Here is a 14,376-nt window from a genome sequence, read left to right as displayed (position 1 = left end):
GAGAAAACAATGAAACAACAGGCTAACTAACATCACCGTTCTAGCCTGTCATTGTTAGTTAGCTAGTCAACTGAGAGGGCCACCAAATGCCAGGTGATAATCACATTTCGGCCGTGGTTCGACACTGCGTTCCGCTAGGACCCTACGAGGAAACGCTGATGCATCCGAGCGATGTGACCGACCGACCCATCGGCTGGGAGGTGGCGTAGATCCACAACGCCACTCGCTTGGTGTCAAGTTTATAAAGAACAAGGAGAATACCCGCGCCTTTAGGCGCGCGATGAATCCGACAACTCACTCCACATCCCACCGCCGATGATACATCTGGATATTCAACCGACTCCAAAGACCAACCTTTACAAGAAGCAAAAGTATAAGCGGTTATACGCGCGTTCAGAATGCTGGAAGTCCACCGCACTCACCGAGCGACAATCCGCAACCACTCACAGGTAGCGGACTCGCTCAACCGACATGGGTGGAGTGCTAGCAAACTCTGGAACGTCGCCAACTACCACTCCCGCCAAGTGTGGGAGGAGACCGGCGAGATTCCCGGTCACGGGGACTTGAAAGACGAGTTGAAGACCCATCCAAAGTACAACGGGCTGCATAGTCAGTCCAGTCAGCGGGTTCTGGAGGAACTCGCTGAAGCCTTCAACTCGTGGTACGGCTCCGACGATGAACGGGATAACCCACCCGGTTACCGCAAAGAAAACTACTACGACAACCAAGGTCGTCGCGTCCACGAAGAACACCCGCGTTCGACGGTGACATGGAAACAGAACGGCTTCCGCCACGACACCAAGAACAACCGTGTCCGCCTGTCAAAAGGCGCGAATCACAAGGAGTACCCCCGAGCGCGGGAATACATCCTTGTCGAATACGAAACCCGACCCGGCGTCACCGTTGAGAATCTGCAACAGGTTAGGGCCGTCTACGACCAGTCGAAGAAGCGGTGGGAGCTTCACCTCATCTGCAAGGACGAGATCGAGACGCCCGATGCTCCCGGTGACGAGACGGCGGGTGTTGACCTCGGTATCAGCAACTTCGCCGCCGTCGCGTACAGCACCGAAGAGGCAGACCTGTACCCCGGCAACCGCCTGAAACAGGACGGCTACTACTTCCCGAAGGAAATTGCCAAGTGCGACGACAGCAGTAGTGCGCAGGTAACTCGGTTGCACCGGAAGTGGTCAGAGCGTCGCACCCACTTCTTCCACTCCTTAGCGAAACACATCGTTGAGCGATGTGTCGAGCAAGAAGTGGGCCGAATCAACATCGGGAAACTCGCTGGTGTCCGCGAGGACAAGAACGGTGAGTCGAAAAACTGGGGCAAGCACGGCAACCTTGACCTGCACGGGTGGGCGTTCGACAGATTTTCGAACATCCTCGAATACAAGGTGAAAGTCGAGGGCATCGAGGTCGTGGACGTGTCTGAACGGGGCACGAGCAAGACGTGTTGCGTCTGCGGGAGGGAAGACGACAGTCAGCGTGTTGAACGTGGCCTATACGTGTGTGAGTCGTGTGACGCGGCATTCAATGCGGACGTGAACGGGGCGGAGAACATCCGTCTCGATATCAACCAAAGTAACTCCGAGTCTGCACCCGATTTGGGTGGAGATAGGAGTACCGGCTGGTTGGCACAGCCCGGAGTCTACCTTCATGACCTCTCCCGAGGATTCCAACCTCGGATAGAGGTGGTAGACTGCAAACCCTAATATCCCAACCCAGCGGTGTGGTACCGTGGGATTCCTCCGCCTTCAGGCGGAGGAGGATGTCAACAACCGTTTCGGATGCAGCCTACTATTATGTGTTGGTTTTTGTTGTGGAGAAAATACGGTCGGTGGTAGAGCAGGAAACAATCAGTCACAGGATTGTGACTCTGATTAGGGCGATGTTGCCCTCCGTTGTCCTCCAAGCCGACACGTGTACCATCTCCTAGGGGTAGTGACTGATCGGAACTACTTGATGTCGAATACGACAGACAGTTCGTCTCGATCACTCGGGACCGAGCCGACGGAGCCGTTGGCGGATCCGCTCGTCAACATCTATCTCGGGCGAGAGCTCTGATTCGTTGTTGCGTTCGCCGATGTTCGTGATCCGAGCGACGACCCGAGCCGACGGATCAACACCCTGTCGTTCCAGTATCCACCGGTAGGCGGCCAACTGGTGTCTGTAGCGGTCGTCGGTCTCGGCACTCCCCTCTGCGAAGGTGAGTTTGATATCCTCGATCAGCCACTCGTCGCCGTCGCGGGCGACGAAGTCTGCCTGCCCGCGGAACTCCACCCGGAGGTCGTCGACTTTGATCCGCGTTTCCAATGGTTCCTCGACGAATACCGTGCCGGCGCGACACAGTCGCTCGAAGGCGTCGGTCGCGACGAACGCCGGGAGCGCGGCCTCAAACAGGTAGTCTCTAATCCGGTTTCGTTGCGTGTCGTCGAGCCCGTGCTTGAGCCGCGCTCGATCGAGCGCCCAGTCGACGTGATTCGTGATGTCGGCGTGACCAGCACGAACCCGATCACAGTCCGGATCCGATCGAATTAGACTGCCGAACGTGTCGTGGGCGATCTGTCCGAGGACGCTAGGACCGACGACGCCCAGTGGGGCGTCCGTGTCCGTCGTCCCACTATCCGTGTCGAGTTGCCGCCCGAGGAGGTGATCGACGACGTACTGGTCGTGGTCCTCGGACAACGGGAAGAACGTGCTCGCGTCGACGAATCGCGGGAGCCAGTCTTGGGCTGTCGAATCGTACGTCGGCAACTGTAGCGACGATGGAGACCGCCCAGTCCACGGCCCCGAGAGTGACTCGAGGGGGTCACGCGCCGCGACATCGTCGATGGAGACACTTATCAGTCGATCTGCGGCGGCCGGTCGCCTCGTCACTTCGGACTGTACGTCGGCCTCCTTGGGCGAGAACGCATGCGCGAACGCGGCCGCCCAGGAGTCGCTCGGGTCCGGATCGGACTGTCGCGGAACCGGGACGACGAGATGGTCTCGGGGGCGTGTCGCGGCGACGTACCCGAGACGCCAGTGCTCCGCGCGTTCTTCGGCAGCGCACTTGGCGAAGCGCTCCGGCCCGACAAACGTCGTCTTCGAGTCCGTCCGCGACCGGTTCGTCACCCACCGCAGTCCGGAGTCCTTCCTCGAGGACCGCTCGGACTCGTAGTCGAACAAGCCACCGCCGTAGCCGTTCACCGGAACCCTCTGGACGTGTGCCGATGCAGACGCGTCGGTCGTCGCGGGGGGACAGACGGCAAGCGTCGTCCCACGAGCGACGACCGAGTCCGTGTACGACCACCCAGTCGGGTCGGACGCCGGATCCCCGAGTGCGACGACCTGCGTCTCCGCGCCTTTGAACGAGTGGATCGTCTCGAAGACGACATCGTACTCGTCTGGATCGACCGCCAGAGACGGGCCGTCGTCGGGGTCGTCACAGAGTGCAGTTAGGACACTGACGACCGACGACGGCGGGACCTCGGGGCCGTCGGCGTCGGCGGCGGCAGCCCGGAGTTCGTCACGAATGCGCCGACGGTGACGGACGGTGCTGTCCGGCTGAATCCCGAACGGGTCATCGTCAACGGCGAGTACCCGACACAACCGCTCGACGAGTTCTGACGGCGCACACCGCGCACGCTCGGCGGTGTCCGTCGCGAGCGTCCGCAGTTCGGTGAAGAGTCGCGCGGCGTCGCCGTCGAGCGCCGTGTCACCGGCACGGTCAGCTGTGCCCCACCCGGCGTCGTCAACGTAGTCCGCGACGGCAGTCAGCGTATCGCTGTGAGCCGTCGCGGCGGCGTCACGTATCGCGTCAGTCGCCCCGACAGCGAGCGGGTCGACGAGCCACTCGAGTAACGACACTATGGTCTGCGTCAACGGTTGCTCAAACACCGGCACTGCCGTCCCGACGGTGAGTCCGACGTCCGTGAGGGCGTCACGGACAGCCCCCATCGACGACTCACTTCGGAACAACACCCGGATCGGCGGCTGTCGATCGTCGCGTGTGCCAGTGGAATCGCCGTGTTCACTGGCGACGGCGTCGTCGTCGGTGACGGCGTCACTGTCACCGTCGTCGAACACGCCTTCTTCGAGTGCGCCACGGAGGTACTGTGCGAGCACTTCCGCCTGGTGATCGTCGTCGTTGTCGTAGCGCGGTCGGTAGGTAGCGAGGTGTAGGCGGGGGTCGTCTGTGGCGTCACGGTCGGGCGACAGCGGATCGTAGTCGACATCGAGACTAGGGGCGTCACCACGTCCGGGGTCGTCCAGTGCTGGACCAAACACACTGTCGACGGTGTCTGTGAGCGCCGGGCGTTGCCGGTAGGTTGTTCGGGCTTTCCTAACGACGTGCGTGTCCCACTCGCGGTCGAAGTACGTGCCGTCGGTGATCGCGCCGGCGAACGACGACGGCCGGGCGTTCCGCCAGGTGTAGATGCTCTGGAACGGATCACCGTACAACACTACCCGCGTGTCGTCAGTGACGAGCTGTGCCAGTGCGTCGTGTTGACCGGTCGAGATATCCTGTGCCTCGTCGACGACGAGCAGATCGACCCGGTTCTGCCACCGATCACGGAGGCGGGTGCGGCGTCGATCGACGACCGATTCAGACACCGCATCGTCGGCCCACCGGTGTGGACACGTGGAGTCGCCGAAGTACTGCCTGATCCAGTGGGCGCAGTCGACGTGACTCACGACATCCCGCTCTCGACAGGCCCGATCGTACGCGGCGACGTACGACCGGTAGACTGCGACGAGGTCGTCGATCCGTGCCGCCCAGGCGTCGTGGAGTGCGCGGTCTGCGGCGACGATCTCGTCCTCGCTCCACGTCTCGGTCGGCGACACGCCGGCGCCGTCGCCGGCGAATCGGCGTGCGTCGTCGATCACGTCCGCGAGCGATGACGGCGGACCGTCCGGATAGAACGCCCGTCGACTCTCGTGGAGTCGTTCTCTCACTTCCGACGGTGTCCACCCGTGGTCACGCGCCGTCTTCGTGATCGTTTCGAGAAGGTCCGCAACCCTGTCCAGCTCGTCTCTGTCGTCGTCCTCCGGTGGGTACGCGTCGCCGAGACGCTCAATCTCGTCGGTGAGCGCGGGGTCCCCACAGACCACTTCGAAGGCGTCGCGGTGGAGGCGGTCGACAGCGTGGCCGGCGTCGACAGTCGGGTCATCGAACCCCAGTTCAAGTGCGATGTCGCGGAACACGTGGGCTAGGAGGGCGTCGATCGTGCCGACCGTCTCCGAACGACGAAACGCACTGGCGAGGCGTGACACGTCGGCTACCTCGAGACTGCGAGCGGCCGGCGTCGCGTCGGTGGCGACGAGATACCGGAGCCAGTCTGTCACTTCCGGCTGGAGGTTCGCCGCAGCGTCGCGATTGAACGCCATGACCGCCAGTCCCGCGGCCGGGCGATCGATGCCGGCGGCGGCACGCTCAAGCAGAAACTCAGCACACAAGCGACTGCTCGCGTATGTCTTCCCCGAGCCCGGGACAGACGCCTGGACGAAGAGGCCTGCGTCAGCCGCGAGGGCGGCGTCGACGATCTCGCGTTGTGCGTCGTTCAGTGGTGGGCGCGTCGCCCCCGCGGCGGGCTCGGCGTCAGTCATCGGCGAACACCTCCGTGGGCGTCACAGTCGCAGTGTCGAGGGCTGCGAGCAACGGCGATGGCGGCACCGGCGTTCCGGTGGGGTCGCGTTCTGGCCGCGTACAGACGAGCGTGTCACACGCCGCCGAAACGGTGTCTTGGAAGTGGTCTCGCACCTGTGCTTCCGACCACGCTGCCCGGATCCCGACCGGGATGTCGGCACGGTCCACCAGTCGTGCTTGGAGTGCGGGTGGCAGCCGCCCCTGGCGTGATTCGATCCAGCCGCCGTGTCTGAGGCCGACCGCGATCACCACGTCTCGTGACAGCCCCCAGGTGTCGTTCGCGTCGATCACGTCGAGCGCGTGGGCGTTCGCGTGCTCGCGGCGGCCGGCACGAAGCTCCGCGATCGTTTCGGCGAGGTCACCAACAAGAGCCCACGACGGCGGCTCGCCGGCCTCGAGCCGGTCTGCGTACGTCGTGACGACTTCCTCAACGAGGTCTTGGGTCCGGACAACGCCCCGTGCTGTCTGTGCCGTCTGGCTCAACGTCGGGCCATCACGCTGATACCGTAGCGGTAGGACCGCGTCTTCGTACGCGTCCAACACGGGTGACAGCGCTGTGTCGACGGCGTCTGGCTGCGGGCGGCCCTCGTGGTGGTGCGCGGTGACCCACTCACAGTACGCCTCTACCACCGACGGCACCTCGCGGGTAGTGATCCAGCGACACCACTCCACAGGGTCTCGGGTTGATGTCTCGTCGCCTTGCAACGCGTCTCGGACCATCGCGCGAAGTGCTGACACCGCTGTGTCGCCTGCCGGCATGTCGCCCACAGCCCCGCTCGGGGTCCCGACTGAGGATGACGACGACTCGTCGTGGTCACGCGGTGTGGCAGCGTCTCGCGACGCGCCACTGGACGCCAGTGACGGCGGCGTCCAATGGTACACTAACGGCTTGAGGAACGTCTCACACGAGCAGGAGGTGGCGTCGAGCACGCGACAGCAGGCGGCGACGAGCCGATACGGCAGCGTGTCGGTGAGTGGGAGTTGTGTCCATGTCGCCGTCGCAAGGCCGTGTCGCGCCGCCGCGTTCGAAAGCGGTGGTTCGTACGCGTCTGGATCCGGGACGACGACGGCGATATCGCTGGGTGACCCGCCGCGGTCGGCATGCTCGGCGACCACTGCCAGGATACGTCGTGCCTCCGCCGGACGGCTCTCTGCGACGATCTCGACCTGTGTCGTGTCGGTATCGCAGGTCACGACTCGATCACCTCGTTGCCGGGGGTATCGACCGCACACAACGCCGGCAGTCGGTCGCGGGCCGTCGGACCCGTCGCCGCACGAAGGTAGAGGTGGATATCGACAGCTGCCTCGGTCGCCACGACACGGAGGAAATCGACCAACGCTGCCGGCAGTGACGCCATGCCAGCGACCGTGACGCGATCGACGGTCTCGTAGGCAGCCTGCCACGCGGCTGCACCCTCAGCGGCGAGTGTCCGCGTGGCGGCACGGATCACTGTGTCCGGTGTCGGCGCTGGGTCGACGCGTTGTGTGAGTGCCCGCTGCATGGCGACGGCCGCCGTGATGCGCGCGTGGCTGTCTTGGTCGGCTGGCGTCCCAATGCCGTCTGCTGCCGAACGGAGTGCCGCGAGTCGGTCTGGGTGGAACCCGGTGATCAGCTCGATCTCTGAGCGGATCGCCTCCGCGTCCTCAGGTCGCTCCGAGAGCCTGGTTCCCGTCGCTACCGCGAGGTCCCTAAACCACGCGGCGTCGGCTTGGCGCGCCTCTGCTAGAAGAGAGCGTAGGTGGTATAATCGGTCAACGGTATCGAGTGTCTCTGTCGGTCCGTCGCGTCCACTGACGCGGCGTGCGACCTCGAGTATCCGGGCGAACTCGAAATTCGTTTGCGGGCAGTCGTGCTCGCGTAGCTGGTTCCGGAGATTGCGCCTGTGTGCTCGTACAGGTGTCACGACGAGGTGCTGTGTGTCCGGTGTCCGTTGTGCCCAGGCGTGCAGCGGCGGCACAGTGTCGACATGGACGGTGAACGGCACGGACGCAGGCTGGGCGTGCTCTCGTTGGCGGGGATTCAGTTGTTGCATTATGTGTCGTGGGTGGCTGGTGGACTGCTGTGCGCTGGAGTGTCATCCGCTGGCTGACTGGTCGGCTCACAGGCACTATTTCGCGGACGTATATGCCGGTCAAATCGCAGGACGAGAGACCGACTGATGTGACATGACGGGTCAGATGGGGCGGCTCCGTCTGACCACGGAGACGCTGTCGTACTAATATCGGTTGCGATACCGCGGGCGGCGATGGGAGTCTCGTCTGGACGGGATCCTCGAAGCCGCCAGGGTGAGCCGGGAGTATGCTGCAACCGGATGCGCTCACACGCCGGAGCCGGAGACACCTGCCTGTCGAAGTCACGGCGACAGTGGTCGGACATCGTCCAGAGCAGGCGCCTTACAACACGGCGTCGTGAGGGCGCCCCATGACCGAGACCGGGGTCGCAAGCAGGTGTCGCGACCTGATCACGATGGCGTCTTCTGGCGCGGACGCGGATGAATAGACGCATCTCAGACAGCCTGTGGCGCGTCTCGCACCGGGGTGTACGTTCGCGTTGGGCCCTCCCCAGAGTATTCGACGAGGTTGTAGTGAGCGAGTTTCTGCAGCCAGGACCGGACAGTCCGCTTCGTGGGTGGATCCGACCGGGTGGCAGCGAACTCCTCGTACAACTCGCCAGGTGCAGTTTCGCCCGTTGCTTGAAGCAGGCGAAACAGCTCCTGTTGTGGTTCTCGGAGGGAGTCGAGTGTCCGAACGCGGACGCTCTGTTTCCCGCGCGGGATGGCGTCGGTGATGTCGCTGGTGGTGATCGTCGTTCGGTCGTTGTACGCGGCCGTTTGGGCGGCTGTGCGGAGGATCGAAAGTGCCACGCGGGCGTCGCCGGCCGCGGCGTCGCCGATCTCGAGGAGTTGGGGCTCTGAGATCGCGTCCGCGACGAGGCCGTGGTCGACACGCGCTTGGAGGATGTCCGCGAGTTGCTGGGAGGTGTAGGCGTCGAAGTGGATGTGATCGGCCGTCTGGAGGCGTGAACGAACGCGGTCGTCCATCTCGCGCAGGAGTTCACCTCTGTCGTTGGTGATCAGGATGGTGGTCACGCCTGCCGTGGCGTAGCAGTCGTAGATCAGACTGGTGTCGTCCAACTGATCCACCTCGTCGAGGATCAGCACTACCGGCTTGTCGATGGCGGCGAGGTGGTTGAGCAGTTCATCGTGACTCGTCGAGTTGCGGTGGAGGGCTGTCGCCACCTGGAGTGACTCGAGGGCGTCGAACAGCGCGCCGCTCCGGGTGTGACTCTCCCAGCAGTTCACGTGGACGGCCTGTGTCTCGGGGGCGCTTGCTTCGAGCTGGTTGACGACGAAGCGCGTGAAGGTCGTCTTCCCTGCACCGGATGGACCGGTCAGGAGGACTGGGTCCGGGATGTGGCCGCGTGTGAGCGGGTCCAGCGAGCGCGAGAGGGCAGTCACCTCGCGGTTCCGGTGAATAGAGTCGTCGGGGACAAACCCCTTCTGGAGGACGCTCGCGTCTGTGATCATACTGCCCTGGTTCGGTGCTAGCCTAAAAGGTCCGATGGGGGTGTTTCCGGGTTTTCCGGATTCAGGTAGCCCGTCCTGCGAGCCCTGAGGGGCTCGACAGCGTCACTGGTCAGACACTGCGTTTTTCACAGTTGTCTGACACGGACTATTATTATCATACGTCTCGACCTTTCCGCTGCAGTGTCTTCAGACATGCACCCGCTCGGTGTCGTGGGTACACTGGGCGAGGAGACGGTAGGGAAGTTCGCACAACAGTTGACAGGCGCGCTCGTCGCCCCGGACGGTGACAGCTACGACACTGCCCGGGACGTCTGGAACGGGCTGATCAACCGGTATCCGGCGCTGATCGTACAGGCGGCAGACAGTGACGACGTGGCTGCGGGCATCGCGTTCGCACGCAAGCACGACCTTCCACTCTCGGTCCGAGCTGGCGCTCACAACCAGTCTGGGACCGCTATTGCCGAGAACGGCGTTGTGATCGACCTCCAGGACATCGATCACCTCGACGTAAACGACGACGACCGGGTGGCGAACGTTGGCCCAGGGAACACAACCGCCGATGTCTTGGCCGCGACACAGGAACACGGGCTAGCGTTCCCGACTGGAAGCGCGGGCTGTGTCGGTATCGGGGGGACGACCCTCGGAGGTGGGATCGGCTGGCTCCGGGGCAAACACGGCTTGTCAGTCGATGCACTCAGACGCGTCGAACTCGTGACTGCCGACGGCGAGGTGGTGACGGCCTCACCGGAGTCTAACGCGGACCTCTACTGGGCTGTCCGGGGGGGCGGAGGCAACTTCGGCGTCGTTACTGACTTCGAGTTCGAGTTGTACGATGTCGGCCCTATGGTGGGAGGACTAAGCGTGTTCCATCCCCGAGCTGCCGCTGACGAGGTGTTCGCCGCGCTGCGGGAGTTCACTGAAACCGCCCCGCCGGAGGCGACAGTGATCTGTAACTACTCGGAGGTGCCGGCGGTCCCCGGTATGCCGCCGGAACTCCACGGTGAAGACGCCCTAGCCCTGATCGGCTGCTATGCCGGCGACCCTGAGACTGGTCTAGAGACATTCGCCCCGCTTCGGGATGCAGCGGAGCCGCTGGTCGATAACAGCGATGTCGTCCCATACGAGATGCTCCACGAAATGGGAACGCTGCTACACCCGTGGGGACGGAAGTACGTCCACCGATCGGTGTTCGTCGACGAGTTGACCGATGACCTCCACGAATTCATTCTCGACCGGACAAAAGCCGCCCCTGGACGGATGGACGGAATCGGGATCTGGCCGATGGGCGAAGCCGTTGGAAGCGGCAACTCTTCGGCGTTCGCGTGGAGTGACAAGGCCCACTTGATCGTCATTGAGGCCGCTTGGGAGTCACACGATAACCGCGCCCACATCGAGTGGGCCACCGAAACCGAACGCCGACTGCGCGACCGTGGCGGCGAGGGGGCATATCCGGGGTACGTCGGTGTTGAAGAGGCCGACTGGGAAGACTGGAGTGAGAAGGCCTACGGTGATAATCTTGACCGCCTACAAGAGATCAAACACGAGTTCGATCCCGAAAACGTATTCGACCACTCAACGCCTATCCACTCCGGGAACGACTGACTCGTCGAATCGGTGCGCCAGCTAATAAAACAACAAGGGAGCTGATATACCGTTACACAGCGCCTCCGTCACACGCGTTCACTCGACACCTCTCATAGATCAGGGAGCGACAGGATTGACATCTTCATCTGACGGCGTGAACGGGATATCAATCTCCAACCCGTCGTAAGCGAGCAGTGGTTGCTTCGGCTGTCCTGGTCCCATCTCGTCGAATTCGATTACGCCGATATCTGCGAGTTCGGTGAGGTTGCGATGCACCTGCTTGTAGTCACGGTCCACCAACTCAGCGGTGGCACTGATACTCTCGGGGCTATGCTGGGCAATCGTCTCCAGCAACTCTAGGTTTGCCGGACTGAGGAGCCGATTCAGCTCTGCGTATGAGCTGAAATTCAACACGGGCTGGGCGTCTTTGAGTTCCTCTCCGTCTTGGGCTGCCTCAATCCGACGACACGTTCGCTCGTTGAGGTGATCATGATTGCCGACAGTGACTGTGAGCGTGGGCATGGTTTGATCCTCTTGATGGTGTCCTATGTCGGCCAGTTCCATTCGATGGGTGTCATCTCCTCGGCCTCGTGTTTGAACCGATCGTACAGCGTCAGCATCCCGGGAAACTCGATCTCCTTAGTATCATTCTGAGTATGACGCTTGTGGCCCCTCGTGCGTTCGTGAGCATTGTCGTATCGCAGGAGGGTCTCTCCACCGACTTCCCCAAGGTGGTGTGCATAGTCCCACCCGCATGGATACGTCTCGTCTTCTGTACGGCAGATGGTCACGTCGACGACATAGTCGGCCTCAACCGCCTGCCAGTCTGCGGTCGTCGTGTAGGACGCCGTCCGTCACCCTATATTTCTAGTTCTACAGACATAAGCCTATGTACCCAGTGACATAGCAACGGTAACTGGGCGCTGGCGTCGGTCCACGATACCGACGAACGCATGACACACGATACTTGCGCTGGCAGACTCGCCGACACTGTATGCGTCCGACCGCATCGCCGCCGTCACGGTCGCCCGTGGCTGACTGCCATCGTGATATTGAGTGAGCGGAGGCCCACCGCTTCAGCGGTGGGATGAAGCCGACAACGCGGTGACGATCCACGGTCTCACAATCAACGTGAATGGACTACCGGAAGATTCCGTGGTGATTGCCACGCCGCCTATGTAGCGGTCTGACGTTGCAAAACCCCCAACTCATTTATAATCGCTTCGTAAATACGCAACACAGTGTACACGACGGCAGAGCTTCAGGCGCTAGAAGCTCTTCAGCGTGAGTCAACGGTTTCGGGACTCACCGAAGAACTCAACCGAAGCCGCAGCTACGTGTCCGAACTCGTTGGCCGGATGGAATCAAAAGGACTAGTTCACACCACTCGCGAGGGAAAGCGGAAGCAGATCAATCGGTCAGACGCTCGCGCCATTGAACTGTTCGAAAGGTTTGTCCAACAGTACACCCACATCCCGTTTCCTGAATTGCTTGGCGGCGCGACGCTGCGGATTCTGTACCACCTGCAGTCGCCGGCGACTGCTCCCCAACTCGCGAAGCAAGTCGATGTCCATCGGAGCACAGTACATCGGTCGTTATCCCCACTAGAGAACCGAGGGATGATCTACAAGACGAACGGGGAGTACACACTCAACGATGATTTCGAGGAACTGTCTACTGTGGCACGTGAGTTTGCGCACCTGCGCCACAGACATCGTGTCGAAGATCACGTCGAGTCGTTCACAATCCTCTGGGAGTCGCTAGACGAGGTTCTCGTCCAGACTCGCGCCGAGATTGAGGACGATGCGTTTCACCTGACGGGGCCGGAACTGTTCCAAGCGTACGATCTCCCATTGATGGCTCGCCAGCGTCGGTACTACCTGTACTCAGAGTTGGTTGATGACGTATCGCCGGCGGAGTTGTGTTGCCACATGCTCGTAATCGACGACGGACCGCGCTCGCAGTCCTACTGCCTGCTCCTGATCAGCGGGACGACAATCGGCCGCGACGAGTTGTTCGGAGCTGCACAAAAATACGATGTCGTCGAGCGGGCCTCGAATCTCTTCGAGTACCTCGACACCGAGGGAGAGAGTCGGGCGGAGCGCCTCCCGCGATGGGAAGAGTTCCGTGAACTCGCCGACGAATACGGGGTGGCAGTGTAAGCTACCCATGACTGAAGTCATGGGCTTTCCCCCACGGTGGGGTTTCGGCCCACGCTTTGTCCGCCGTCACAGGCAGGTTGCACGCACAGCGTTCTGCCGGTGGGAACGGGATGGTTCCCGCCGGCGTACTCCCGCCGGGCTTTATCCGGCGAGGCGCTGGCCCATGGAGAGGCACGTTCGGACGCAAAGCGTCCGACCGGCTGGCTCACACCACTTTAATTCTCGGTGGTCTCCCACCGCGTCACCGCCACGAGATGTGGCGAGAGCGGCGGCGCGTCATCTGACCCCGAGTTCAGGGCGTGCCTACGAACGCCCCTCCCAGCGAGCCAGTTTGGCTCGCTCAGAGTGCGTCCTGTTGTACTCACTCATGCCACCTAACAGCTCCGCATCGGTAGAAAACCCGACCCTCCCTATTCCGGCGGTTGCACAGTACCGTGTCGGCTTCCTCCCACAACTGAAGTCGTGGGTTTCCGCCTTGGGATTTCTATGAGGGGGCGCCTCGACAGCGAGTACATCGAGTCTGAATTGCGACGGGTCAGCAGGCAGCTCGAAATCGACCTGACCGTCTACCTGATCGGGGGCGGTGCGATGTCGTTCCGTGGTCTCAAGGAAACAACCAAGTACATCGATCTGATCGTCACCGACGCCGACAACCTCTGAGTCCTACAGGCAGTCTTGCTGGACAACGGGTACGACATCGTCAAAGAACCCGGGGAGGAGTACGACAATCTCGGAGCGCAGCGGATTCTCGAGAACGACGACGGGTGTCGGATCGACATCTTCAACCAACAAGTGATCGACAAGCTCGTTCTCTCTGAAGGGATGCGCCGGCGAAGTGAAGCCTACCTCGACGCCGGGAGGTTGTCAGTCGCGCTGGTCAGTTCCGAGGACATCTTCCTATTCAAGTCAGTTGCCGGGCGAACAGACGACATTGAAGATATGTTTTCGCTCGTGCAGACCGAACTCGATTTCGACGTTATCGAGGACGAGTTGGAACAGCAGATCGACTTGCTGGGACAGGAGTTATTCGTCACACACGCGAACGGGGCATTACTGGAACTCGAAGAGCAGCACAATATCTCAACGCCGTTGGCCGAGCGGGTCTCCGAAATCACCGAACGAGTCTACCGGGAACTCGAAGTGTTGCAGACCTTTGACAAATCGATTTCGCGGTCGGAGTTGGAAGCCGCGGTCGACCTTTCCCCCGGGGATATAGAGGATGCTGTTGAACACCTCATTGAGAAGGATGTCATCGCGGTAGAAGACGACGTGATTGTTCGAAGGTCAACCAACCTCTGAGAGATATGAGGGCGGTATGGGTTTCTTGTTAACTCTATTCTAACGCCAGAGTATCAGGGTAAACACCACATTTCAAGTGTAACGCCCAGCCGTGCAGCGTAATCTTTCAGAAGTCGTACCCCGGCTTTCGAGTGTACCCGGAGTGTCAGCCATATGTAACTAGTACCTCATCCGG

General features: G+C 61.7%; 9 protein-coding genes and 1 pseudogene. 4 read left to right on the top strand and 6 right to left on the bottom strand.

Features of this window, described 5'->3' with window-relative positions:
* Window positions 1-398: 398 nt before the first annotated feature.
* Window positions 399-1,712, top strand: coding sequence for an RNA-guided endonuclease InsQ/TnpB family protein (locus RYH80_RS19265; protein ID WP_370905719.1), 1,314 nt, complete (start codon window positions 399-401; stop codon window positions 1,710-1,712).
* A gap of 280 nt (window positions 1,713-1,992) precedes the next feature.
* On the opposite strand, the gene RYH80_RS19260 is transcribed toward RYH80_RS19265, so the two are convergent.
* From RYH80_RS19260 to RYH80_RS19245, 4 genes are all read right to left on the bottom strand, one after another.
* Entirely contained in the window at window positions 1,993-5,589 is a 3,597-nt protein-coding gene (locus tag RYH80_RS19260) for a UvrD-helicase domain-containing protein (RefSeq protein WP_370905718.1), read from the bottom strand.
* The gene (locus RYH80_RS19255) at window positions 5,582-6,823 is read right to left on the bottom strand and encodes a PD-(D/E)XK nuclease family protein (RefSeq protein ID WP_370905717.1); all 1,242 of its coding nucleotides are present in this window, start codon (window positions 6,821-6,823) and stop codon (window positions 5,582-5,584) included. Before RYH80_RS19255 ends, RYH80_RS19260 begins: the two co-directional genes overlap by 8 nt.
* Entirely contained in the window at window positions 6,820-7,614 is a 795-nt protein-coding gene (locus RYH80_RS19250) for a hypothetical protein (protein WP_370905716.1), read from the bottom strand. The genes RYH80_RS19255 and RYH80_RS19250 overlap by 4 nt, the downstream gene beginning before the upstream one ends.
* Before the next feature lie 522 nt (window positions 7,615-8,136).
* Complete coding sequence (locus RYH80_RS19245; RefSeq protein ID WP_370905715.1) at window positions 8,137-9,156, bottom strand: Cdc6/Cdc18 family protein; 1,020 nt, start codon at window positions 9,154-9,156, stop codon at window positions 8,137-8,139.
* A 180-nt stretch (window positions 9,157-9,336) separates the two neighbouring features.
* On the opposite strand from RYH80_RS19245, the gene RYH80_RS19240 reads away from it, so the two are divergent.
* Window positions 9,337-10,758 (top strand): FAD-binding oxidoreductase, encoded by a 1,422-nt coding sequence (locus RYH80_RS19240; RefSeq protein ID WP_370905714.1) that lies wholly within the window; start codon window positions 9,337-9,339, stop codon window positions 10,756-10,758.
* 99 nt (window positions 10,759-10,857) lie between these two features.
* Here RYH80_RS19240 and RYH80_RS19235 read toward each other — a convergent pair whose 3' ends face one another.
* Together RYH80_RS19235 and RYH80_RS19230 are read right to left on the bottom strand one after the other, a co-directional pair.
* A complete protein-coding gene (locus tag RYH80_RS19235) occupies window positions 10,858-11,262 on the bottom strand; it encodes an HVO_A0114 family putative DNA-binding protein (RefSeq protein ID WP_370905859.1) in 405 nt (134 codons plus the stop codon).
* Between the two features lie 23 nt (window positions 11,263-11,285).
* Window positions 11,286-11,531: a toxin-antitoxin system TumE family protein gene (locus RYH80_RS19230; RefSeq protein ID WP_489753340.1), complete on the bottom strand. Its 246-nt coding sequence runs from the start codon at window positions 11,529-11,531 to the stop codon at window positions 11,286-11,288.
* Window positions 11,532-11,981: 450 nt separating this feature from the next.
* Between RYH80_RS19230 and RYH80_RS19225 the strand changes: the two genes are divergently transcribed.
* A complete protein-coding gene (locus RYH80_RS19225) occupies window positions 11,982-12,902 on the top strand; it encodes a helix-turn-helix domain-containing protein (RefSeq protein ID WP_370905713.1) in 921 nt (306 codons plus the stop codon).
* A 486-nt stretch (window positions 12,903-13,388) separates the two neighbouring features.
* Window positions 13,389-14,201, top strand: a pseudogene (locus RYH80_RS19220) (hypothetical protein).
* Window positions 14,202-14,376 lie beyond the last annotated feature (175 nt).

It is taken from the genome of Halobaculum sp. MBLA0147, assembly GCF_041361345.1.
Lineage (GTDB): Archaea > Halobacteriota > Halobacteria > Halobacteriales > Haloferacaceae > JAHENP01.
This window is presented reverse-complemented; position numbering and strand designations above follow the sequence as displayed.

Bases quoted from the DNA above. Each gene is read 5' to 3' on its own strand.
- RYH80_RS19265 (WP_370905719.1), top strand. From the start codon at position 399: ATGCTGGAAGTCCACCGCACTCACCGAGCGACAATCCGCAACCACTCA.
- RYH80_RS19260 (WP_370905718.1), bottom strand. From the start codon at position 5,589: ATGACTGACGCCGAGCCCGCCGCGGGGGCGACGCGCCCACCACTGAAC.
- RYH80_RS19245 (WP_370905715.1), bottom strand. From the start codon at position 9,156: ATGATCACAGACGCGAGCGTCCTCCAGAAGGGGTTTGTCCCCGACGAC.
- RYH80_RS19235 (WP_370905859.1), bottom strand. From the start codon at position 11,262: ATGCCCACGCTCACAGTCACTGTCGGCAATCATGATCACCTCAACGAG.